General features: G+C 69.4%; 21 protein-coding genes. 18 read left to right on the top strand and 3 right to left on the bottom strand.

The window, feature by feature from the left end; genetic code table 11:
- The first annotated feature begins 173 nt into the window (after nucleotides 1–173).
- The 10 genes from ACFXK0_RS02125 (at nucleotide 174) to ACFXK0_RS02080 (ending at nucleotide 11,564) form a co-directional block, all read left to right on the top strand.
- A complete protein-coding gene (locus ACFXK0_RS02125) occupies nucleotides 174–1,622 on the top strand; it encodes a nitrate/nitrite transporter (protein ID WP_379407812.1) in 1,449 nt (482 codons plus the stop codon).
- 30 nt (nucleotides 1,623–1,652) lie between these two features.
- The gene (nirB, locus tag ACFXK0_RS02120; RefSeq protein WP_379407811.1) at nucleotides 1,653–4,202 is read left to right on the top strand and encodes a nitrite reductase large subunit NirB; all 2,550 of its coding nucleotides are present in this window, start codon (nucleotides 1,653–1,655) and stop codon (nucleotides 4,200–4,202) included.
- 64 nt (nucleotides 4,203–4,266) lie between these two features.
- Complete coding sequence (nirD, locus tag ACFXK0_RS02115) at nucleotides 4,267–4,647, top strand: nitrite reductase small subunit NirD (RefSeq protein WP_379407810.1); 381 nt, start codon at nucleotides 4,267–4,269, stop codon at nucleotides 4,645–4,647.
- Nucleotides 4,644–5,885: a uroporphyrinogen-III synthase gene (locus ACFXK0_RS02110; RefSeq protein ID WP_379407808.1), complete on the top strand. Its 1,242-nt coding sequence runs from the start codon at nucleotides 4,644–4,646 to the stop codon at nucleotides 5,883–5,885. The genes nirD and ACFXK0_RS02110 overlap by 4 nt, the downstream gene beginning before the upstream one ends.
- A complete protein-coding gene (locus tag ACFXK0_RS02105) occupies nucleotides 5,879–6,625 on the top strand; it encodes a sirohydrochlorin chelatase (RefSeq protein WP_379407807.1) in 747 nt (248 codons plus the stop codon). The genes ACFXK0_RS02110 and ACFXK0_RS02105 overlap by 7 nt, the downstream gene beginning before the upstream one ends.
- Before the next feature lie 143 nt (nucleotides 6,626–6,768).
- Nucleotides 6,769–7,392, top strand: coding sequence for a hypothetical protein (locus ACFXK0_RS02100; protein ID WP_379407806.1), 624 nt, complete (start codon nucleotides 6,769–6,771; stop codon nucleotides 7,390–7,392).
- Between the two features lie 132 nt (nucleotides 7,393–7,524).
- Nucleotides 7,525–7,911, top strand: a complete 387-nt coding sequence (locus ACFXK0_RS02095; protein ID WP_379407805.1) for a TfoX/Sxy family protein — start codon at nucleotides 7,525–7,527, stop codon at nucleotides 7,909–7,911.
- Between the two features lie 41 nt (nucleotides 7,912–7,952).
- Complete coding sequence (locus tag ACFXK0_RS02090; protein ID WP_379407804.1) at nucleotides 7,953–8,405, top strand: VOC family protein; 453 nt, start codon at nucleotides 7,953–7,955, stop codon at nucleotides 8,403–8,405.
- A gap of 200 nt (nucleotides 8,406–8,605) precedes the next feature.
- Nucleotides 8,606–8,827, top strand: coding sequence for a hypothetical protein (locus tag ACFXK0_RS02085; protein WP_379407803.1), 222 nt, complete (start codon nucleotides 8,606–8,608; stop codon nucleotides 8,825–8,827).
- A 148-nt stretch (nucleotides 8,828–8,975) separates the two neighbouring features.
- The gene (locus ACFXK0_RS02080) at nucleotides 8,976–11,564 is read left to right on the top strand and encodes a LuxR C-terminal-related transcriptional regulator (RefSeq protein WP_379407802.1); all 2,589 of its coding nucleotides are present in this window, start codon (nucleotides 8,976–8,978) and stop codon (nucleotides 11,562–11,564) included.
- 9 nt (nucleotides 11,565–11,573) lie between these two features.
- Here ACFXK0_RS02080 and ACFXK0_RS02075 read toward each other — a convergent pair whose 3' ends face one another.
- Nucleotides 11,574–12,197, bottom strand: coding sequence for a TetR/AcrR family transcriptional regulator (locus tag ACFXK0_RS02075; RefSeq protein ID WP_379407801.1), 624 nt, complete (start codon nucleotides 12,195–12,197; stop codon nucleotides 11,574–11,576).
- 117 nt (nucleotides 12,198–12,314) lie between these two features.
- On the opposite strand from ACFXK0_RS02075, the gene ACFXK0_RS02070 reads away from it, so the two are divergent.
- From ACFXK0_RS02070 to ACFXK0_RS02035, 8 genes are all read left to right on the top strand, one after another.
- Nucleotides 12,315–13,688 (top strand): flavin-containing monooxygenase, encoded by a 1,374-nt coding sequence (locus ACFXK0_RS02070; RefSeq protein WP_379407799.1) that lies wholly within the window; start codon nucleotides 12,315–12,317, stop codon nucleotides 13,686–13,688.
- Nucleotides 13,685–14,833 carry a serine hydrolase domain-containing protein gene (locus tag ACFXK0_RS02065; RefSeq protein WP_379407798.1) on the top strand — a complete coding sequence of 383 codons (1,149 nt, stop codon included), beginning with the start codon at nucleotides 13,685–13,687 and terminating at the stop codon, nucleotides 14,831–14,833. Before ACFXK0_RS02070 ends, ACFXK0_RS02065 begins: the two co-directional genes overlap by 4 nt.
- Before the next feature lie 2 nt (nucleotides 14,834–14,835).
- Nucleotides 14,836–15,879 (top strand): NAD(P)-dependent alcohol dehydrogenase, encoded by a 1,044-nt coding sequence (locus ACFXK0_RS02060; protein WP_379408061.1) that lies wholly within the window; start codon nucleotides 14,836–14,838, stop codon nucleotides 15,877–15,879.
- Nucleotides 15,880–15,890: 11 nt separating this feature from the next.
- Complete coding sequence (locus tag ACFXK0_RS02055; protein ID WP_379407797.1) at nucleotides 15,891–17,537, top strand: class I adenylate-forming enzyme family protein; 1,647 nt, start codon at nucleotides 15,891–15,893, stop codon at nucleotides 17,535–17,537.
- A gap of 11 nt (nucleotides 17,538–17,548) precedes the next feature.
- Entirely contained in the window at nucleotides 17,549–19,288 is a 1,740-nt protein-coding gene (locus ACFXK0_RS02050) for an amidohydrolase family protein (protein WP_379407795.1), read from the top strand.
- Nucleotides 19,289–19,390: 102 nt separating this feature from the next.
- Nucleotides 19,391–19,732: a hypothetical protein gene (locus ACFXK0_RS02045; RefSeq protein WP_379407794.1), complete on the top strand. Its 342-nt coding sequence runs from the start codon at nucleotides 19,391–19,393 to the stop codon at nucleotides 19,730–19,732.
- A 169-nt stretch (nucleotides 19,733–19,901) separates the two neighbouring features.
- Nucleotides 19,902–21,092, top strand: a complete 1,191-nt coding sequence (locus ACFXK0_RS02040; protein WP_379407792.1) for an L-histidine N(alpha)-methyltransferase — start codon at nucleotides 19,902–19,904, stop codon at nucleotides 21,090–21,092.
- A complete protein-coding gene (locus ACFXK0_RS02035; RefSeq protein WP_379407791.1) occupies nucleotides 21,089–21,700 on the top strand; it encodes a hypothetical protein in 612 nt (203 codons plus the stop codon). Before ACFXK0_RS02040 ends, ACFXK0_RS02035 begins: the two co-directional genes overlap by 4 nt.
- Here the strand turns inward: ACFXK0_RS02035 and narI are convergent.
- Nucleotides 21,681–22,436, bottom strand: a complete 756-nt coding sequence (gene narI, locus ACFXK0_RS02030; RefSeq protein WP_379407790.1) for a respiratory nitrate reductase subunit gamma — start codon at nucleotides 22,434–22,436, stop codon at nucleotides 21,681–21,683. The genes ACFXK0_RS02035 and narI overlap by 20 nt on opposite strands.
- Entirely contained in the window at nucleotides 22,433–23,113 is a 681-nt protein-coding gene (gene narJ, locus ACFXK0_RS02025; RefSeq protein ID WP_379407788.1) for a nitrate reductase molybdenum cofactor assembly chaperone, read from the bottom strand. Before narJ ends, narI begins: the two co-directional genes overlap by 4 nt.
- Between the last annotated feature and the right edge of the window lie 12 nt (nucleotides 23,114–23,125).

The raw sequence follows: 23,125 nt of genomic DNA, 5'->3' as shown, positions 1-23,125 counted from the left end.
GCCGCTTCCTTACCTGCGGAAATCGTTGTGTCACACGCCGGAAACAAACAGCCCGATCTCACCCCGAAATACCGCGAATGGTGAGAAACCGTTGATTCGGGCGACATTTCCCGCAGCATTCCGGCAATACCGATTTCCTACCGTTGGGCCATCGCACTTTTGGGAGGCCCAACTTGACCACGCTGAAGCGTAACCACGACATCGAAGGATGGGATGCCGAAGATGTCGCGGCCTGGGAGGCCGGCGGCAAGGACATCGCCAAGCGCAACCTGATCTGGTCGGTCGTCGCCGAGCACGTCGGGTTCTCGGTGTGGTCGATCTGGTCGGTGATGGTGCTGTTCATGCCGACCGACAAGTTCGGCATCGACCCCGCCGGCAAGTTCTTCCTGGTCGCCATGCCGACGCTGGCCGGTGCCTTCCTGCGTATTCCCTACACCGTGGCCACCGCCCGCTTCGGCGGCCGCAACTGGACCATCTTCAGTGCGTTCATGCTGCTCATCCCGCTGCTGCTGACGCTGTACTTCGTCAACCAGCCGGGCACCTCGTACACGACATTCCTGATCGTGGCCGCGTTCGCCGGCGTCGGTGGCGGCAACTTCGCCTCCTCGATGACCAATATCAACGCCTTCTACCCGCAGCGGCTCAAGGGCTGGGCGCTGGGCATGAACGCCGGTGGCGGCAATATCGGTGTGCCGGTGATCCAGCTGCTCGGCCTGCTGGTGCTGGCCACCCTGGGCGGTGAGTACGCCTCGGTCATCTGCGCGATCTACCTGGTGCTCGTCGGGGTGACCGCGGTCGGCGCCGCGCTGTTCATGAACAACCTGACCAACCAGAAGGCCGACCTGTCCTACATGGTCAAGGCCCTGCGGGTGCCGCAGTCCTGGGCGATCGCCTTCCTCTACATCGGCACCTTCGGCTCGTTCATCGGCTACAGCTTCGCCTTCGGCCAGATCCTGCAGATCAGCTTCAAGGCCGGTGGCGACACCGTCGCCCAGGCCGCCGTGTACGCCGCCTCGATCGCCTTCATCGGCCCGCTGCTCGGTTCGCTGGCCCGCCCCTACGGCGGCAAGATGGCCGACCGGATCGGTGGCAGCAAGGTCACCATGGTCAGCTTCTTCGTCATGATGGCCGCGACTCTGCTGGTCGTCTTCGCCAGCAGCCGCGCCGACAGCAACAACGGCGTCGCCTCCGGGGCGACGATGGGCACCCTGGTCGCCGGCTTCATCGTGCTGTTCCTGGTCTCCGGATTCGCCAACGGCGCGGTCACCAAGATCATCCCGTCGGTCTTCGACGCCAAGTCCAAGTCGCAGCCGGGCACCCCGGCCGAGCAGGCCACCTGGTCGCAGAACTCGGCGGGCGCGCTGATCGGCTTCGTCGGCGCGATCGGCGCCCTCGGCGGCGTCGGCATCAACCTGGCGCTGCGCACCTCCTACGCCACCACCAACTCCGCCACCACCGCGTTCCTGGTCTTCCTGGCCTTCTACGTGCTGTGCGCGGTCGTCACCTGGGCAGTGTTCCTGCGCCGCCCGACTTTCTCGCCGGTTACCGACTCCGCTGTCGTGGTCGAGGCCGAACACCTGGTCCTCGAGGCCGAATCCGCCAACACGTCGGCTCGCGGCTGACGCCCGACCACTATCAAGGAGGTCAACCTCATGAACACTCAGCGCAAAACTGTGGTCGTGGTCGGACACGGCATGGTCGGTCACCGTTTCGTCGAAGCCCTGCGGGCCCGTGACGAGGCCGGACAGTGGCAGGTCATCGTGCTCTCGGAGGAGAAGCTGCCCGCCTACGACCGGGTCGGCCTGTCCTACTACGTGGGCAACTGGAAGCCCGAGGACCTGGCGCTGCCGGGCAACATGTACGACGGCGACCCCCTGGTCGAGCTGCGGCTGGGCCAGCGCGGTGAGGCCATCGACCTCGACGCCAAGACCGTCACCAGCACCAGCGGCGATGTCATCGCCTACGACGCGCTGGTCATGGCCACCGGCTCCTACCCGTTCGTGCCGCCGGTGCCCGGCCACGATCTGCCCGAGTGCTTCGTCTACCGCACCATCGACGACCTCGACGGTATCCGCGCCGCCGCCGAAGCGGCCGGTCCCGGCGCGCACGGTGTGGTCATCGGCGGTGGTCTGCTCGGTCTGGAGGCGGCCAACGCGCTGCGCCTGCTGGGGATGACCCCGCACGTCATCGAATACAACGACCGCCTGATGCCGGCCCAGGTCGACGCAGGCGGTGGCGCCATCCTGGAGAAGCTCGTCTCCGACATCGGCCTCAACGTGCACACCGGGGTCGGCACCGCCAAGATCGTCTCGATCGAGGAGGACGGCCCGGACAACGTCACCCTGCACCTGTCCGACGAGTCCGAGATCACCGCCTCACTGGTGGTCTTCTCCGCCGGTGTCCGCCCGCAGGACGCGCTGGCCAAGGCCTCGGGCCTGGAGATCGGCGCCCGCGGCGGCATCCTCACCGACACCGCGCTGCGGACCTCGGACCCGAACGTCTACGCCATCGGTGAGTGCGCCGCGATCGAGGGCGTCTGCTACGGCCTGGTCGCCCCCGGCTACACCACCGCCGAGATCGTCGCCGACCGTCTGCTGGGCGGCGCGGGCGAGTTTCCCGGCGCCGACATGTCCACCAAGCTGAAGCTGATGGGCGTCGACGTGGCCTCCTTCGGTGACGCGCACGCCACCACCGAGGGCGCGCTCGAGGTCGTGCTGCACGACGCGGCCAAGGGCACCTACGCCAAGCTGGTCGTCTCCGACGACGCGCAGACCCTGCTCGGCGGCATCCTGGTCGGTGACGCCAGCCAGTACGCGGCCCTGCGCCCGCTGGTCGGCCGTCCGCTGCCCGCCGATGCCGCCGCGCTGATCTCGCCCGCCGGCGCCGAACTGGGTGCCGACGCGCTGCCCGACGACGCGCAGATCTGCTCCTGCAACAACGTCAGCAAGGGCGCGATCTGCGGCGCCATCGCCGAGGGCGCCTGCGATATCCCCGGTATCAAGAGCTGCACCAACGCGGGCACCTCCTGCGGTGGCTGTGTGCCGATGATCAAGAAGCTGCTCGAGCAGTCCGGCGTGGCGATGTCGAAGGCGCTGTGTGAGCACTTCGAGCAGTCGCGCGCCGAGCTGTTCCAGGTCGTGCAGGTCACCGGCATCCGCACCTTCTCCGAGCTGATCACCAAGCACGGCAAGGGCACCGGCTGCGATATCTGCAAGCCGACCGTCGCCTCCATCCTGGCCTCGACCTCGAGCGACCACATCCTCGACGGCGAGCAGGCCGCGCTGCAGGACACCAACGACCACTTCCTGGCCAATATGCAGAAGAACGGCACCTACTCGGTGGTGCCGCGGATGCCCGGTGGTGAGGTCACCGCCGAGCAGCTGATCGTCATCGGTGAGGTCGCCAAGGAGTTCGATCTCTACGTCAAGGTCACCGGTGGTCAGCGCATCGACCTGTTCGGCGCCACCGTCGAGCAGCTGCCGCTGATCTGGCAGCGCCTGGTCGACGCGGGCATGGAGTCCGGTCACGCGTACGGCAAGTCGCTGCGCACGGTCAAGAGCTGCGTCGGTTCCACCTGGTGCCGCTACGGCCAGCAGGACTCGGTCGGCATGGCCGTGCTGCTGGAGAAGCGCTACCGCGGTCTGCGTTCGCCGCACAAGCTGAAGCTGGCCGTGTCGGGCTGCGCGCGTGAGTGCGCCGAGGCCCGCGGCAAGGACGTCGGCGTGATCGCCACCGAGCACGGCTGGAACCTCTACGTCGGCGGCAACGGCGGCCTGACCCCCAAGCACGCGGTGCTGCTGGCCGGCGAGCTCGACGACGAGACGCTGATCCGCTACATCGACCGCTACCTGATGTTCTACATCCGCACCGCCGACCGCCTGCAGCGCACCGCGCCCTGGCAGGAAGCCCTGGAAGGCGGCATGGACTACCTCAAGGCCGTCGTGTGCGAGGACAGCCTGGGCATCGCCGAGGATCTCGAGGCCGCGATGGCCAAGCACGTCGAGGGCTACAAGGACGAGTGGGCGGCCGTGCTCGAGGACGAGAACAAGCTCTCGCGCTTCGTCTCCTTCGTCAATGCCCCTGACGAGACCGACCCGACCATCTCGTTCGACGACAGCGGCGAGCGCAAGGTTCCGGTGCTTCTCGGACTCCCCGGCATGCCTGTCGGTGTTGCTTCGGACACAGCAGCAGCCGGGAAATAAGCGCTTAACCCTGCGGAAACAGTGCGCCTGTACCAATAGGTAAGGCGTTCGGAGGAGGAACCCGATGACCGTTATCGACACACCCACCATCACTTCGGAGACGACCACAGGCTGGACCCATGCCTGCCGGCTCGACTTCCTGATCCCGGGCCGCGGCGTTGCTGTCCTGCTGAAGGGCGGCGTCCAGGCTGCTCTGTTCCTGCTCCCCGACGGCACGCTCGCCGCTGTCGGCAATATCGACCCGTTCGGGCGCGCCGCGGTGATGTCGCGCGGCATCGTCGGGGATCGCGGCGGCGAGCCCGTCGTCGCCTCGCCGCTGCTCAAGCAGGCGTTCTCGCTGATCGACGGCCGGTGCCTCGACGACGAGACCCAGTCGCTGCCGGTCTACGGCGTGCGGATCGACGGCGGCGTCGTCGCGGTATCGAACGAACCGGTGACTTCATGACGTCTGCGACCGACAACGGCCCCGGACTGGCCGGCTTCACCATCGGTGTCACCGCGGCGCGGCGCGCCGAGGAATTCGGCACCCTGCTCACCCGCAAGGGCGCGACCGTGGTGTCCGCGCCCGCCATCCGCATCATCCCGCTGGCCGACGACACCGAGCTCGAACGGGTCACCGGGCAGCTGATCGCCGATCCGCCGCAGATCACCGTCGCCACCACCGGCATCGGTTTCCGCGGCTGGATGGAGGCCGCCGAGGGCTGGGGCCTGGCCGAGGTCCTGCGCGACACGCTCGCCTCGACCCGGATGCTGGCCCGCGGCCCCAAGGCCAAGGGCGCCATCCGCGCCGCCGAACTGCGCGAGGAATGGTCACCGGCCTCGGAGTCCTCGGCCGAGGTGCTCGACCACCTGCTCGCCGAGGGCGTCGACGGGGTACGGATCGCGGTGCAGCTGCACGGCGCGACCACCGAGTGGGAGCCGGTCCCGGACTTCTGCGAGGTGCTGCGCTGCGCGGGCGCCGATGTGGTGCCGGTGCCGGTGTACCGCTGGGAACCGCCGGCCGATCGCGGCCCGATGGACACGATGATCGACTCGATCATCGCAGGCAGCCTCGACTGCGTCACCTTCACCAGCGCGCCCGCGGTGGCCTCGCTGCTCATGCGGGCCAAGGAGACCGGGCTGCTGGAATCGGTGCTGCACGCGCTGCGCGGCCGGGTGCTGGCCGCCTGCGTCGGCCCGATCACCGCCGCTCCGCTGGAAGAACTCGGTGTGCCGACCACCATGCCGGGCCGTGCCCGGCTCGGTGCGCTGGCCCGCCATGTCGCCGAGGAACTGCCGCGCCGGGCCAACCGGATCTACGCGGCCGGACATCTGATCAGTGTGCGCGGCGGCTGCGTCGTGGTCGACGGTGAGGTGCGTTCGCTCGCGCCGGCGCCGATGGCCCTGATGCGTTCGCTGGCCCGCCAGCCCGGCCGGGTGGTCTCGCGCGAGGACCTGCTGTCGGCGCTGCCCGGCGGCGGCGACGACACCCACGCGGTGGAGACCGCGATCGCGCGGCTGCGCGCCGGTCTGGGCACGCCGAAGGCGATCCAGACCGTGGTCAAGCGCGGCTACCGGCTCGCCCTGGACGCCGCCGACTGCGCCGACCCGCCGGTGCGTCCGGCGGTGCAGCCCCCGCACGCCGCAGGCATCGGCACCCCCGCCCGGTCACCGCGCGCGGTGCAGCCGATCGGGGTGTGGTGAGTACCGCGCGGCCGGGCGATCCGGCCCTGGTGCTCGTCGCGCACGGCACCCGCAGTGCGCGCGGGGTGGAGATGATCGCCGCGCTCGCCGACGCGGTGGCGGTGGAGCTGGGCGCGGAAGCCGAAGGCGTGGCGCCCAATCCGGCCCTGCGGACCGCGTTCGTCGACGTGCTCGGTCCGTCACCGTCGGAGGTGCTGCGTGACCTCGACGGCCCCGCCGTCGTGGTGCCCGCGTTTCTCGCCTCGGGCTACCACGTCTACCAGGACGTGCCACGCGAAGTGGCCGAGAGCGGGCACAGCGCGGTCGCGGTGACCGCCGCGATGGGCCCCGATCCGGCCCTGGCCAGGATCATGGCCGTGCGCTTGCGCGCGGCCGGCTGGCAGCCGGGCGACGCGGTGGTCTTCGCCGCCGCGGGCTCCTCGGATTCGCGTGCGCGCCAGGATGTCCGGCGCGCGGCCGGCATGCTCGCCGAACACCTCGGCACCCCGGTCCGGATCGCCTACGTGGCCACCGGCTCGCCCCGGGTGCCCGAGGTCGTCGCCTCGCTGCGCGAGACGGGGGCCCGCCGGGTCTTCATCGCCTCGTACCTGCTGGCGCACGGCCTGTTCCACCAGCGTCTGCACGATGCGGGCGCCGACGGCGTCGCCGAGCCGATCGGCGTGCACCCCGCGGTGGTCCGCCTCATCGCCGACCGCTACCGGGCCGCCGCCCGCGACCTCACCCGCGCCCGGGTGCGCTGACCGTCCCCAGCGGTGCCGGTGCCCTGTCGCCGTTCCGGTGGTGTCGGCCCCGGCGACTAGAGTTGGCCCGACTTCACCTGAAGGGGGCAGGCACCGTGCCGGAATCATCGGCAGACCACGAACATCCGCAACACCAGGATGAATTGACGTCCTACCCGGAAGCGCCCGGTGCGCCGGCGCCGTATCCGCAGGCTGTTCCCTATCCGCCGCAACCGGTTCTGGGCGCAGTGCCACTCGGGGCCCAGTACGTGCCGATGGCCCAGGCGGGTCCGCGGGTGGTGCCGCAGAATGTGCAGCTGGCCTTCATGGTGATGCTGGCCGGTGCCGTGGTCACCCTGCTCGGGTTCGCGTACACGCTCACCACGCTCGATCAGATCCGCAGTGACACCCTCGACGCGTCGAGTGGGATGGTGCGTGGCTCCGATCTGGATGCGGTGATGTGGATCGGTATCGGAGCGGGCGCGGTGGGCACACTGATCTCCGCCGGCCTGTGGACCTGGATGGCGTTCGCGTGCCGGGCGGGCAAGAACTGGGCCAGGATCACCGGTTCGACGTTCTTCGGGATCAATGTGATGTGGTTCCTGTTCGGCATCCTCAGCGCGCTGGTCGGCACCGGTTTCACCGTCGCACACCTGTTCAACGGCGTCGGTGTAGCCATCGGCCTCGCGGTGGTGATCCTGCTCTGGACCGGCGGATCGGGCCCCTACTTCGCGCCGCACCCGCCACCCGGATACCAGCCGTATCCGGGCGCTAACGGGCCGTGGTGAAATTCGCCCGGTTGGCCCAGCTCGGCATCCCCGCCGACGTCCGTTTCCGCGCCGCGGGCGCCTGGCCGATGGTCGCCACCGCCCTCGGCCGCTGACCCGCACCTGTCGGTCCCTGAGCGCACACTGGTACCCATGGCCTACGACGAGGAACTCGCCGAGCGAATCAGGGAGATCGTGTACCCCCGGCCCGACCTCGACGAGAAGCGGATGTTCGGTGGTCTCGCGTTTCTGATCGGCGGGCACCTGGCGGTCGCCGTCAGCGGCAAGGGCGGGTTGATGGTGCGGGTCGACCCGGCCGAGGGCGACGCGCTGGTCGACGGTGCCACGGTGACGCCGATGGTGATGGCGGGGCGTGAGATGCGCGGCTGGGTGCGGATCGGCGCGGCCACGGTCGACGACGACGCCGTCCTGCGGACCTGGGTCGAACGCGGTGTGCGCTATGCCCGCACGCTGCCGCCGAAGAAACCGAAAAAGAAATCGCCGAGAAGTGTCGAACGGGGGGGATCGGCTCCGACCTGAGGGTGAGGAGTTCATCCGGAACACATACCTAGGAGCACGTCATGTCCGTCACCACCTTCCTCTGGTTCGACACCGACGCCGAAGCGGCGGCCCAGCTCTACACCGCGACGGTGCCGAATTCGCGCATCACCGAGATCACCCGCCAGGGCGACGGCTCGGCCTTCGTCATCGAACTCGACCTCGACGGCCATGCCGTCACCCTGATGAACGGCGGCCCCGGCCATCCGCACAGCGATGCCGCGTCCCTGCAGGTCGTGGTGGACACCCAGGCCGAGATCGACCGGATCTGGGACGCCCTCACCGAGGCCGGTGGCGCCCCCGGCCCGTGCGGCTGGCTGACCGACCGCTTCGGCGTCTCCTGGCAGGTCGTCCCCGCCGTCCTGCCGAAGCTCATGAGCGGCGAGCCCGATCGTGTCATCGCGGTCGGCACCACCTTGCGCGCGATGTCCAAGCTCGACATCGCCGAACTCCAGCAGGCCTACGACCGGGCCTGACCCGAACCGGCGGCCGCCACGGATCGGTGGTCCGTGGCGGCCGCGCGAACGGGTTGTGGCGGTCGGTTCGCCGAGCCGGTGCCGCCGCCGGGGTGGCTGGTTGCCGCTGTGGTGTCGCGACGGAGCGGAGTCGCAGGTGGGGCCCGATTTCACCCGGAGGGGATGAGGCGAACGCGCGGACGGCCGGTGACACTGGGGACATGCCGACGTCCGGACCTCTCCGCTACCAGTTCGTCGTCGAGGGCGAACTCACCGAGCGCGTCCTCGCGGCCTTTCCGGAGCTGCGCCGCAGTGCGCATTCGGCTACCGGAACCACCACTCTCTACGGCGTCGTCCCCGACGCCACCGCCATGCGTGGCGTCCTCGCCCGGCTCGACACCCTCGGCCTGACGCTGCTCGGAATGTCGCAACTGCCCGACTGAGTCACGCACACCCGATCGCGGGCGTCGATCTGATAACGAGCCTCCGGTGAGGACCGGACGGGCAAACGCTCAGCCGCCATTTCGCTTACGGTCGAGCTCGGCGAGCAGTCGGCGCCGGGCGGTGAACGGCGAGTTCAGGAGGGTTCGTATGACGATGTCGTCGGGTTCGCTGGACATCCACGGCGACAGCCGATCGGTAGCTGTGAGCGGCGCGATCATCCCGGAACTGTCCTTCGCGCCGGTGCGCTGCGGCGCGGCCGCGACCCGGTTCGACCGCGCGCTGAGCACCGCGGGACACACCGTCCTGCTGAGTGGACCCGCGGGCAGCGGCAAGACCGTCGCGCTGGTCGATTGGATCGCCCGGCTGCACCGCAAACACGCGCGGACCGTGGCCTGGCTGACCGTCACCGACCACTCCAGCGACGTGCTATCGGCCCTGACCGGCGCCCTCGGGATCGCGCTCGTCCCCGACGGCACCCTGCGCACTCCGGCCGACCGCGCCACCGACCTGGTCGCGGCGCTGGCCGTGGCCGAGCCGACGGTGCTGGTCATCGACGACGCCCATCTGCTCACCGACCCCCTGGAGCTGGCCGGCCTGGAACACCTGCTCACCCACCTGCCCGCCCAGGTCACCGCGCTGCTCGCGGGCCGCTTCGATCCACCGCTGCGCTGGCATGTCCTCGACCTGACAGGCCGGCTCACCCGGATCGGCGGCGCCGAACTCGCGCTCTCGCCCGACCGGGTCGCCCAGTTGCTGGCGCAGCACGGCTGCCGCCTAGACGATACCGAACTCGCCGTGGTGCACACCCTCACCCGGGGCTGGGCGGCGCTGGTGCGGATCGCCGCGATCTATCTCTCCGCCAATGCCGAGGACCGCGATACCGCGCTCACCGCGTTGGCCCGCCCCTCGCACGCGGTCGCCGACTTCCTGGTCGCCGAACTCATCGACTCGCTGCCCGCGCCGACCCTCGAATTCCTGCTCGACACCGCGGTCCCCACCCAGTTCTGCCTGCCGCTGGCCGAGGAACTGGCCGGTCCCGAGGCCGCCAGGATCATCGACGAACTGCTGCGCGCGAACTTCCCGCTGCACACCGTCGCCCACGACGGCGAGCTCTGGCACACCTACCACCCGCTGCTGCGCGCCTACCTGCTCGCCGAGGGCACGCACACCAGGCCCGAGCGTCTGCCCGCCCTGCATCGCCGGGTGGCCGACTGGTACGCCGCCGCCGCGCTGCCGGCGCCGGCGCTCGATCACGTGCTGGCCGAACCGGGTGCGCCCGGCCTGGTCGCCTTCCTGCGGGAGTGGGGGCTGCGCATGGTGCTCGACGGCACGGGGCACCTGCTGCTCGCCGCGGTCGAGCATCAGCCGGAGCTGGTCGAGGACAGCTATGTGCGCCTGTTGCGCGCCGCGGTCGCGGTGGAGGCCGGCGATATCGCCGCCGCCGAGGTGTATCTGGAGGCGGCCCATGTCGGCGTGGGCCCGCCGTCGCAGGTGGTGCCCGCGTCGTGGACCGACGCGCTCGACCACGCTGTCAGCGCGGGAGTCGCTGTGCTGGTGGGTGATTCGTCCTCGACGCGATGGCCGCTGCCCGCGGTGACCGGCCAGCCGGACCTGGACTGCTACGCCGCCCTGCACTGCGGCAGCGCCGAGCTCGGTGGCCGCGAAATCGACAGCGGCGCCGCGGCATTGCGGCACGCGCTCGTGCACGCCGAGGAGACCGGCCTTGGCCGGGCGGCGGTGCGGGCCAGGACCGGGCTGGCGCTGGCGGCCGCGATCGCGGGCCGGGTCGGCGAATCGCGCGAACTGGCCGCGCAGGCGATCGACTGCGCCGCCCGCTACGAACTGGCCGCCGACGCCGGGCTCGCGCGTGTGGTCGCCGCCTACGGCGCCTACCAGCAGGGGCTGGATTTCGAACGGCCGCTGCCCGCTGGTGCGGCGACCGACCCCTGCCTGCCGGCCCCACTGCGGCAGGCGGGGATCGTCACCGGGCTGCTGCTGTTCGAGGACGCGCCCGACCGCGCGGCCGCCGCCACCGCGCTGTGTACGAAAATGCACCGCCTGCTAGACGAGTACCCCACCCTGCTGGGCAACGGCCGCACGGTGCTCGACACGCTGTGGCTACTGCTGCGCGTGCAGGCCAGATCCGATGCCCGGCAGTTGGTCGACCACGCCACCCGGGTCCTGGGCACAACGCCCGAGATGACTCTCGCCGAGGCCGGACTCGCCGTCTACCACCATCGCCCCGCCGCCGCGTTGCCCCTGGTCGAGCGGCTGCTCGGGGCTGCTACCGGGTCGATGCCCGCCGGTTCCCGGGTGGTCACCTGGCTGCTGGTGGCCGTCGCCGCCGATCGCCTCGACCGGCCGCGCAAGGCCGACGAGGCCTTCGAGCAGGCCCTCGCGCACGCGTGCGCCGAGCAGCTGGTCCGCCCGTTCCTGGATGTGCCGGGCGCGATGGAGATCCTCGATCGGCTGGGCGGGCGATTCGGGCGCTTCGACGCCTTCGTCGAGCGGGTGCGCGCGCACCGCCGCGTCGCCGACGGTGCACCGCAGCTCACCGAGACCGAACTCGTTGTGCTGCGCCAGCTTCCGTCGGGGATGACCGCGATCAGCATCGCGAGCGATCTCGGCGTCTCGGTCAACACCGTCAAAACGCACCTGCGCGGCATATACCAGAAGCTGGGCGTGAACGCCCGCGCCGAGGCCATCGCCCAGGCCAGGGGACTCGGATTGCTCTGAGGCGCAGCGCTATTCGGCCGGCACCTGGAGCGCGGGGAACCAGACATCGGTGAGCACGGTGGCGGCCTTGTCGGCAGTGACGTCGATAGTCCCTTGCAGGGCCCACCGGGTGAAGAAGCGTTCCAGCTGGGCGACCAGCAGTTCGATGCGCAACCGGGCCTCGTCGCGGCGGTCGGCCGGCCAGCGGGCGAGGAAGGCGGGCATGCTGTCGGCCAGGGTCATGATGCCCTCGCGCGCCACCGCGCGGAATTCCGGTTCGAGCGCAGTGGCCTCGTCCCAGGCCGGGAGCATGTCCTTGTTGGTGAGGAACCAGTAGATCGCGCGGGTGACCCACTCCTCGAAGGCCGCGCGCGAACCGGTGGTGAGCACCCGGTCCAGATCGGCGTAGAACTCCCGGACGCTGTTGAGCGTGCCCGCGTTGGCGACCGCGCGCAGGACCTCGCTCTTGCTGGTGAAGTGCAGGTAGAACGTCGCGCGGCTACAGCCGACGGCGGCGACGATGTCCTCGACGCGGACATCGGAGTAGCCCTGGGTCTCGAACAGCGAGCGCGCGGTGTCCACGATCTTGGCCTTGGTCAGGCGCTTCTGTTCCTCGCGCAGTGAGCCGCGATGCGCTGTCGGTCCGGTCCCCATGACTGCATCCTAGACGATCCGCTCATTCACTGGACACGATGTCCAGCGAGAAGTTACGCTGTGGTTCACGTCACTCGGCCGGCTCAGGAGTCGATCGCGGCCGTACAGGAGTTGTGCATGGATACACGCGAGTTGCCCAGGGTGTGCGTCATCGGCGCCGGACCTTCGGGTATCACCGTCGCCAAGCGATTGGCCGAGAACGGGATCCCGTTCGATGTCTACGAGGCCTCCGACGAAGTCGGCGGCAATTGGTACTACAAGAACCCCAACGGTATGTCGGCGTGCTATCAGAGCCTGCACATCGACACCTCGAAGTACCGCCTGCAATTCGAGGACTTCCCCGCGCCCGAGGAATGGCCGCACTTCCCGCACCACTCCCAGCTACTCCAGTACTTCAAGGATTACGTCGACCATTTCGGCCTGCGCGAGCGCATCCGGTTCAACTCCCTGGTCACCGCCGCCGAACGCGACGACGCCGGGCTGTGGCGGGTCAGTACCCAGGCCGGCGAGACCGAGGTCTACGACGCGCTGATCGTCTGCAACGGGCACCACTGGAATCCCCGATTCCCGGACTACCCGGGCGAATTCGACGGCATTTTGATGCACAGCCACGCCTACAACGACCCCTTCGACCCGGTCGACATGCGCGGCAAGCGCGTCGTGGTGGTCGGCATGGGTAACTCCGGGCTCGACATCGCCTCGGAACTGTCGCAGCGGTTCCTCGCCGCCAAGCTCTACGTCTCGGCCCGCCGCGGTGTCTGGGTGCTGCCGAAGTATGTGAACGGTCAAGTGGGGGACCGGCGTTCGATGCCATCCTGGATGCCGAGCAAGGTCGCGCTCAAGCTCAAGCAGCGCTTCGTCCGCAAGAATCGCGGCGAGATGAGCACCTACGGTCTGCCCACGCCCGATCACGAGCCGTTCGAGGCCCATCCCTCGGCCAGCGAGGAATTCCTGCACCGGGCCGGCTGTGGTGATGTGGAGTGCAAGCCCGCGATCACCCGATTGGACGGCAGCACTGTGCATTTCGCCGACGGAACCAGCGCCGAGGTCGACGTGATCGTGTGCGCCACCGGCTATCACATCAGCTTCCCGTTCTTCACCGACGCCGAGCTCGTGCCCGACCAGGCCAATCGCTTCTCGCTGTTCCAGATGATGCACAAGCCCGGTGTGGACAACCTGTTCTATCTCGGTCTGGCCCAGCCGATGCCGACGCTGGTGAACTTCGCCGAGCAGCAGAGCAAGCTTGTCGCCGCCTACCTGACCGGGCGCTATCACCTGCCGCCGCGCGCGCAGATCGACACCGTGCTGCGCGAGCAGGAGGCCCGGCGGGCGGGCCGCTACTACGACTCGCCACGCCACACCATCCAGATCGAGTTCGAGCCGTATGTGCGCGCGATGACCAAGGAGATGGAACGCGGCGCGAAACGTGCGGCCGCCGTGGGTAATACGCTGCCGGTGCCCGCGCGCGCCGCAGTGGGGGTGTCGCGATGAGCGCCTCCGCTGGTTTCTGTCGCGACGAATTCGCTGGTGTCCGTGCGGCTTTCGATGAACAGCTCGCCACCGGTGCCGAACTCGGCGCGGCCCTGTGCGTCACGGTGGACGGCGAGCCGGTCCTCGACCTCTGGGGCGGCTACGCCGACCCGGACCAGACCACCGCCTGGGGTGCTGACACCCTGGTCAATGTCTTCTCGGTGACCAAGACGATGACCGCCCTGTGCGCGCTGCTGCTCATCGACCGCGGCGAACTCGACCTCGACGAACGGGTCGCCGCCTACTGGCCCGAGTTCGCCGCCAACGGCAAACACGACATCCGGCTGCGTCACCTGCTCTCGCACACCTCGGGCGTCTCCGGCTGGGACAAGCCGATCACCCTGCCCGACATCTACGACACCGAGGCCGCCGCCGCCCGGCTGGCGACCCAGGCGCCCTGGTGGGAGCCCGGCACCGCCTCGGGCTACCACGCCATCAACTACGGCCATCTCATCGGTGAACTGGTGCGCCGCCGCACCGGCCGCTCCCTCGGCCGGTTCTTCGCCGAGGAGTTCGCCGGCCCGCTCGGCGCCGATTTCCACATCGGCACCGGTGCCGAACACGCCGACCGGATCGCCACCCTGATCCCGCCCGAGCTGCCCGAATTCGACCTGTCGACACTGGACCAGGACAGCGTGCTGATCAAGACGCTCACCAGCCCCTGGCTCGAGATCACCGAAACCGCCACCCCGGCGTGGCGGGCGGCCGAACTCGGCGGCGTGAACGGGCACGGCAACGCGCGTTCGGTGGCGCGCGTGCAGTCGCTGATCGCAGGCGGCGGCGAGCTGGGCGGCAGGCGGTTCCTCGCGCCTGCCACCGTCGACCTGATCTTCCGTGAGCAGGCCGACGGCATCGACCTGGCCCTGCTGACCCCGCTGCGTTTCGGCATCGGCTACGGCCTGCCCCGGCCGCAGACCTTCCCGCACATCCCCGACGGCCGGGTCTGCTGGTGGGCGGGGTACGGCGGGTCGATGGTCGTCAACGACCTGGATCGCCGGGTCACCTTCGCCTACACCATGAACCGGATGGCGACCGGCCTGATCGGCTCCGATCGCTGCGACCGGTACCTGAAGGCCACCTTCGACGCGGTCGGGGCGGCCCGATGAGCATGCGCGCGATGCAGCTGACCGCCCCGGGCACCCTGGAGCTGCGCACGGTGCCGGTCCCCGAACCCGGGCCGGGCGAACTGCTGCTGCGGGTCGGGGCGGCCGGGATCTGCCACTCGGATTCGTTCGTGCTGGGCCTGCCGTTCCCGATGAGCGAGCGGCCGCTCACCCTCGGGCACGAGATCGCGGGCACCATCGAGGTTCTCGGCGCGCAGGTGGGTGATCGCCGGGTCGGTGAGCGCGGGATCGTCTATCTGTGCTGGTCGTGCGGCGAGTGCCGGGAGTGCTTGCGCGGCAACGAGAATGTCTGCCTGGCTGCGGGTCGCACGGCCATGCCGCCGTGCCCCGGCCTCGGTCCCGACGGCGGCATGGCCGAATACGTCCGGATTCCGGCGCGCGCGTTCGTGCCGATCGGCGACGACCTCGATTTCGCCCACGCCGCCCCGCTGGCCGACGCGGCGCTCACCCCGATGCACGCTATCCGTGGCGCCATGGACCAGCTCCGGCCCGGCGCCACCGCGCTGGCGATCGGCATCGGCGGACTCGGCCATGTCGCGGTGCAGCTGCTGAAGGCGCTCACCGAGACCAGGGTGATCGCGGTCGACGTCGACCCGGACAAACTCGCCCTGGCCACCACCTGCGGCGCCGACATCACCCTGCGGGCCGATGCCGACACCGCCGCCGCCGTCCTCGAACTCACCGATGGCCGTGGCGCCGAGGCGGTGTTCGACTTCGTCGGCAACGACGCCACGGCGAAGCTCGCCGTCGAGACCGTCGCCCCCAACGGCGCCTACCGGATGGTCGGACTGGCCGGTGGCGTGCCCGGCATCGACTCCGGCCCGGCCGGTGGACCCGGCCTGCCGTGGGGTGCCACCGTGCGTAAGTCCTACGGCGGCACCAGAACCGACCTCGTGGACGTGGTCGCCCTGGCCGCCGCCGGCACGGTGCGCACCGAGATCGAACGCTTCGACCTCGCCGACGCCCGCACCGCCTTCGACCGACTCGACTCCGGCGCGATCCGTGGACGCGCCGTCCTCATCCCCTGATGGAGCCCACCATGACCGATGTCGTTGACCCCCAGGAGTTCGTGGCCAAGGTCGCCGCGAGCCTCACCGCGCCCGGCGCGCCGTTCGAGATGACCGTCGAACCCGTACTCGGCGTACCGATCCCGGTGCTCGCCAATCGTCGCCGCAGCCTGCGCGAACTGCTCGAGCACTCGCTGCGCTGGGGTGATCGCGACTACCTGATCACCGAGGACCGCCGGCTCAGCTTCGTCGAACACGCCGCCGCGGCCGGTGTGCTGGCCACCGCGCTGGCCGCCCGCTACGGCGTGGGCAAGGGCGACCGGGTCGGCATTCTGGCGGCCAACGGCCCGGACTGGGTGATCACCTTCTGGGCAGCGCAGTGTCTCGGCGCCATCCCGGTCGGGTACAACGCCTGGTGGGCGCCGCGCGAGATCGCCTACGGACTCGAGCACACCGCGCCGAAGGTGGTGATCGCCGACGCGAAAAGGGCTGCGCTGCTGCCTGATACGACGGTCCCGGTGCTCACGATGGAGGCCGATCTGCCCGCGCTCATCGCCGAACACAGCGGCGGCGAGATCCCCAGCACGCCGGTCGACGAGGACGACCCGGCGGTGATCCTCTACACCAGCGGCACCAGCGGCAGGCCCAAGGGCGTGGTGCATTCGCAGCGGAACATGGTCGCCATCAGCGACTATCACCGCTACACCGACGCCATGCTCGCCGCCTTCGCCGGTCAGCCGCCCAGTGACGCCCCGAGCGAACGTCGCTACCTGGTCACCGCGCCGCTGTTCCACATCGCCAGCCTGCACAACCTGGTCATCCCGCGCCTGGTGACCGGCGCGGCGGCAGTGTTCCCGCACGGCGCCTTCGAGGTCGGCCGGGTATTGAGCCTTGTCGAACGCGAGCGGGTGACCAACTGGGCCGCCGTGCCCACCATGGCCTCGCGACTGCTGGATCACGATGTGGCCCAACATGATCTGTCCTCGCTGGCGGCGCTCTCGCTCAACTCCGCGCCGTCCTCACCCGCGCTGCTGGCCAGCCTGCGCGCGAAGATCCCGTCGTTGCAGTTCGCGCTGACCACCAGCTACGGCCTCACCGAGAGCGGCACCGCGGCGACCGTGGCGACCCCGCTGGACCTGGTCGCCGACGACGCCTCGGTCGGCAGGCCGATCATCGGCGTCGCGGTGCAGATCCGCGATAGCGACGGCACCGTGCTGCCCGAAGGCGAAGAGGGCGAGATCTGCATCCGCAGCCCGTACGTCATGCTGGGCTACTGGCAGGACGAGGCGGCGACCGCGAAAGCTGTCGACGCCGAACGCTGGTTGCACTCCGGTGATTTCGGCACTCTCACCGACGGCAGGCTCACCGTGTCCGGCCGGCGTACCGACCTGATCCTGCGCGGTGGCGAGAATGTGTATCCCACCGAGATCGAGAACGTGCTGTGCGAGCACCCGGCGGTCGCCGACTGCGCGGTCTTCGGGGTCGCCCATCCCGATCTCGGGCAGGAGGTGGCGGCGGTGATCGTCGCCGAACCGGGTGCCGTCGAGCAGGAGGAACTGCGCGCCTTCGTCGCCGAACGGCTCGCCTACTTCAAGGTGCCCGCCCGCTGGCGATTCACCGGAGAAGCCTTGCCGCGCAATGCGACAGGTAAAGTCACGCGCCGCGATCTGGCGCTGTGAGAGGGGCCGACATGTTCGACAGCATCATCAAAGCAGGCCGCTGGTTCGACGGCACCGGGGCGCCCTCGGCGATCCGGCACGTCGGTATCAAAGACGGAAAGGTCGCCGAGATCTCGGCGACACCGCTGGACGAAACCGGGTGCGCCCGGGTCGTCGACGCCACCGGCAAGTGGGTCCTGCCCGGCATGGTGGACATCCACACCCACTACGACGTGGAGGTGCTCCTCGACCCGTCGCTGTCGGAGTCGGTGCGTCACGGCATCACCACTGTGCTGCTCGGCTCCTGCTCCCTGTCGACCGTCCACGGCGACGGCGAACTTGCCGGCGACCTGTTCGGCCGGGTCGAGGCGATTCCGCGCGCCCACGTGGTGCGCGCGATCGAGCAGACCAAGAGCTGGGGTTCGGCCGCCGAATACGCCGAGGCGCTCGACGCCCTGCCGCTGGGCCCCAATGTGGCGAGCTTCATCGGCCACTCCGACATGCGGTCGGCGGTCATGGGGTTGGACCGGGCGACGCGCAAAGACGTGAAACCCACCGAGGCCGAACTCGCCACCATGTCGGCCATGCTCACCGAGGCGCTCGACGCGGGCTTCGTCGGTATGTCCTCGCAGCGGCTGCTGTTCGACAAACTCGACGGGCAGATGTGCCGGTCGCGCACCCTTCCGTCGACGTACTCGACCAGGGCCGAACGCCGCGCGCTCAACACCATCCTGCGCAGGCGTGGCCGAGCATTGCAGGGCGGTCCCGATGTCAACCGCGTCGATACCCTGATCTCGATGGCGGCGAGCAGCATCGGGCTGTGGCGCGGGCCGCTCAAGGTGAGCCTGCTCTCCGCCGCCGACATCAAGGCGATTCCCGGTGTGGCCAAGGTGTTTCCGTTCCTGGCCAGGATCATCAACGCGCTGAAGGGCGACTTCCGCTGGCAGCATCTGCCGGTGCCCTTCGAGGTCTACGCCGACGGCATCGAACTGGTGATCTTCGAGGAGTTCGGGTCCGGCGCGGCGGCACTGCACCTGTCGAACGACATCGACGAGCAGCGCCACATGCTCGCCGACGAGCAGTACCGGCGCCGGTTCCGCAAGGACTACGACAACAAGTTCGGCCCGCGCGTCTGGCATCGCGACTTCTTCGACGCCGACATCGTCGACTGCCCCGACCCCACCGTGCTCGGCAAGACCTTCGGCCAGGTCGGCCTGGACCGTGGCGGCCTGCACCCGGTCGACGCGTTCCTCGACCTGGTACTCGAACACGGGTCGAAACTGCGCTGGCGGACCACCATCTCCAACCACCGGGAGAAGGTGCTCAACGTTCTCGCCGCCGACCCCGGCGTCCAGCTCGGCTTCTCCGATGCCGGTGCGCACCTGCGCAATATGGCCTTCTACAACTTCGGCCTGCGCCTGCTGCGCCGGGTCGCCGACGCCGAACGCGCGGGCACCCCGTTCATGACCATCGAGCACGCGGTGCACCGGCTCACCGGCGAACTCGCCGACTGGTACGGCATCGACGCAGGCCACCTGCGCGTGGGAGACCGCGCCGACGTGGTCGTCATCGACCCGGCCCACCTCGACGAGAGCCTCGACGCCTACGCCGAACACCCGGTCCCGGAGTACGACAATCTCTCGCGCATGGTCAACCGCAACGACGACACCGTCACCGCGGTATTCGTCGGCGGCCGCTACGTCTTCGGCGACGGTGCCAAGGACCCGGTCCTCGGCACCGAGCAGACCGGCCGATTCCTGCGCGCGGGCTGACCTGCGACACCGCTGACGGCGGGGCGATGCGGACCGTCCGGCCACCATCTGCGACCCTCACCTGAGTGTCAGGATGCCCGCACGTCAGCGAAAGGATTCGAGATGTCGGACGCGAAACGGATCACCTGGGGCAAGCCCCGCCGCCCCACCGACGCCGATCGCGCCGCCCTGCGCGACGACCTGCTGACCAAGGCCCGCGCGGTACGCGCCGACGGCTGGGCACCCCATCGCACGACCTGGCCCACCGGCCAGACCGCCGTGGTCGCCTACCTGCTCGGCGACACCGAGATCCTCACCGACCTCGAGGAGAACGACGCCACAGTCCTGAGCCGCTTCGCCGCCGACCTGTTCGGCTTCGCCGGCGGCCGCAAGGACAACGAGAAGGGCCTGGTCGAGACCCAGGCCTGGTTCGACACCGTCCGCAAGGCGCTCGGCCCCGCCTGAGCCCGCACAGCCCCGGCACCGCCTCCTGATCGCCCCAATCCCGCTCAGCGGATGACCACTGCTCAGACCCCCACAGCGATTTCGTGACAGGTCGACGAACGCTCGGCATCATGGAGTCTCTCGGCCGCCGATCGAAGTCCGAGCGGCCGGGCTCTGAGCAGGGGGCCGCATGGACGACGGACTGTATCGACGGATGGAACGAGCCCTGGGCGGCCGCTGGGATCGTTGGATGCACACGATCGATCGCGAGGATCCCCGGTCGTTCCTCCAGGAGATGGTCCGGTCGCTCCGGGGCGATCCGGCCCGCGATCACACGGGCAAACGGGTCCAGAACAAGCATCGCTATATCGGCCTCGTGCCGACCATCGCCTGGATGCAGACCTCCAAGGACCCCTCGCATCCCCTGACCTACGAGAGCATCGCGACCTTCGGCCGCAACTGGGACGAACTGCATCCGGTCCTGAGCGAACAGCCCTACCACTACGTCAGCCTGGGGGTGGGAACCGGCGACAAGGACCGCCATATCCTCGATCGGCTGCACGCAGGCAGTGGCGGCACCACGTACTACATGGCCGTCGACATCAGCACCTCGATGCTCAACCTCGGCACCCAGGAGACCCGGGAGCGGATGCCCGGCCGGGTGTTGCTGATGGAGATGGACTTCGAGGACGAGGACAACCTGGAGGCCCTGCGCGCCTTCGTCGCGGAGTTCGCCGGCGACGAGCCGATCCTGTACAGCCTGCTGGGCGGCAGCCTCGGCAATGTCGACGACGACGCGCTCTTCCTGCGCAACCTCGCCGCGATCCTGCGCCCCCAGGACCGGCTGGTGCTCGAGGTCGCCACCACGGCCCGCCTCGACGAGGTCGCGGTGCGCACCGTCGAGCGCGAACGCGGCGGGAATCGCAGCTACAACGAATTTGTCACCGCGGCGCTGGCCGTGTACACGAATCTCACCATCGACACCAACTGGCTCGATTTCTCCGCGACCGTCGTGCACGACGCGATTCGGGTCGAGGGTGTCTATGTCAACCGGGGAAACCGCGACATCCAGCTCATGCTGCCCAACCGCGAGTTCGTGCCGTTCCGGGTGGGCGAGCGGATCGAGGTGCTGGTCGGGCGCCGGTACACCGTGCAGCGCCTGGCCCGGCTGCTCGACGAAGCGCATCTGGGTGATGCCGGCGAGGAAGCCGGGTTGCACCCCATCGATCAGCGGATCGCCGTGGACCGTCGCGGTTTCTCCAACCTGCTGATATTGCTGCGGTACAACGAGATCGACAACGCCGTGCGCAGCCCGCTGCAACGGCTCTGGGCGGACAACGGGAACATCTCACCGCGTTTCGGTGCCGGTGATCCGCGATGAGGCTGCTCGTCCTGCGCTCGCTGACCGCGGGTCTGCTGGTGGCGGTGCTGGTGCACAGCGTGGTGTGGTGCTTCGACGCGCAACGTCCGGTCATGCAACCGATCAACGCGCTGTTGCTCATCGCCGCGGCGATCTGCGGGATCCCGGCCGATCGGGTCACCGCCGCGGCGGAGGGACGCCGACAGGCACTGCGGGCGATGGCCCACGACCTCGCCCGCAGCAGCATTCTGCTGGGGGAGGCTCGGGACCTCGCCGCTCGGCCGAAGCCGGGCCAGATCTATCCGCGACTGCGGTTGGCGGCCCTCGACGCGGCGGTCTTCATGAACGCCTTGCACAAGCATCGCGATCAGGACATCCTTCAGCGCGCGCTGGACGTGCAGAACATGGCCTTCGAGCTGAACCGCCGCCTCGAGATCACCGAGGTCAGATTGTGTACCGCCGAGAACATCCAGCGGACCGAGATCGACTACCTCGCGGCGAGTGCGGTGAGCCCGGACGGGCCGTTCGCGCGGACCGCCGCGGCGTTGACCGGACTGCGGGAGGCGGTCGACGCCGCGCTGCGGCCGCGGGCGTGGTGGTCGCGGTCGGCTACCAGCGGTCCGGCGTGACCGGGGCGTCCCAGGCCTTGGCGAAGCGAGTTTTGTCCTTGGTGTCTACTTCCTTGCGGCGGTAGACGATGTAGGGGCGGGTCAGGTAGCCGATGGGGGCGCTGAACATGTGGACCAGGCGGGTGTAGGGCCAGGCGAAGACCAGGGCCAGGACTACCAGGCCGTGGAGCTGGAAGGTCCAGGGGACGCCGACCATCAGGCCGGGTTCGGGGGTGATCGAGAACAGGCTGCGGAACCAGGGGGAGACCGTGGAGCGGTAGTTGTAGGTGCCCCACAGCAGGTTGGAGCCCCAGGTGTTGAGCAGGCCGGTGACCAGCGCGAGGGTGAGCAGCGTGTACATGATGATGTCGTTGCGGCTGGTGTTGGTGCGCACGGACGGGATGACCATGCGGCGGTAGCAGAGAATGGCGACCCCGGCCACCACCATCAGGCCCGCGACGGAACCCGCGCCCACCGCGAGGATGTGATAGGCGTGCTCGGAGATGCCGAGCGCGTGCGTCCAGGACTCGGGGATCAGCAGACCCATCACGTGTCCGCCGAACACCCCGAGCATGCCGAAGTGGAACAGCGGGCTGCCCAGTTGCAGCAGTCGCGACTCGTAGATCTGCGAGGACCGGGTGGTCCAGCCGAACTGGTCGAAGCGGTAGCGCCAGACATGGCCCAGCACAAAGGAAGTCGCGGCGATATAGGGCAGGATCAGCCACAGGCCTTCGGGGACGGGGATGGTGGCGTTCATCGGCGGCCTTCCGTGGCGTCGAACAACGAGGGGTCCATGGCGAAGGGTTCGAGCCCGACCTCTTCCTCGGGCGGACCCTGCGCGGCGAGTTCGGTGATCCGGCGCCGGTCGGCGGTGGTCACCGGGGGCAGCGTGGCGAGCACCGCGGCCAGTACCCCGCTGTAGGGAGAGTTGTTGTCGCCCAGCGACAATCGCAGCAGCTCGATGACCGGTACGTGTTCGCCGAGCAGGCGCTCACCACCGATCGGATCCACCGTGGCGGCGAATTCGAGCAGCACCGGCAGGTGGTCGGGCAGTTCCTCGTCGCCGAGTTCCACGCCCGCCTGACGATAGGCGTGCTTGAACCGCAGCAGCGCCATCCCGCGTTTGCGGGTGTCGCCGTAGGCGTAGAAGGTCAGGTGCAGGCTGGCCCGGCGGCGCAGGTCGAAGGTCTCGACATAGCTCTGCGCCACCTCGATCGAGGGTGTGTCGCGCAGGTAGGTCAGTACCGCCTCGAAGTGCGCGCTCACCTCGGCGGGCAATTCGGCTGCGGCGGAGGCAATCTGGTCGAGCAGGTCGAGGGTCTTCTCGCCGGGGTAGTCGAGCAGCAGCGCGGCGAGGCGCCACACGACCCGGCGGTCGCGTTCGGCCATGACGGTGACCGGCTGGGGTCGCCGGCGAATCGAGAGAAGGCTCATCGGCGTCCCTCA

This window comes from Nocardia sp. NPDC059177 (assembly GCF_042755165.1).
Taxonomy (GTDB): domain Bacteria; phylum Actinomycetota; class Actinomycetes; order Mycobacteriales; family Mycobacteriaceae; genus Nocardia.
The sequence above is the reverse complement of the archived record's forward strand: the minus strand, read 5'-3'. Positions and strand labels throughout refer to the sequence as shown.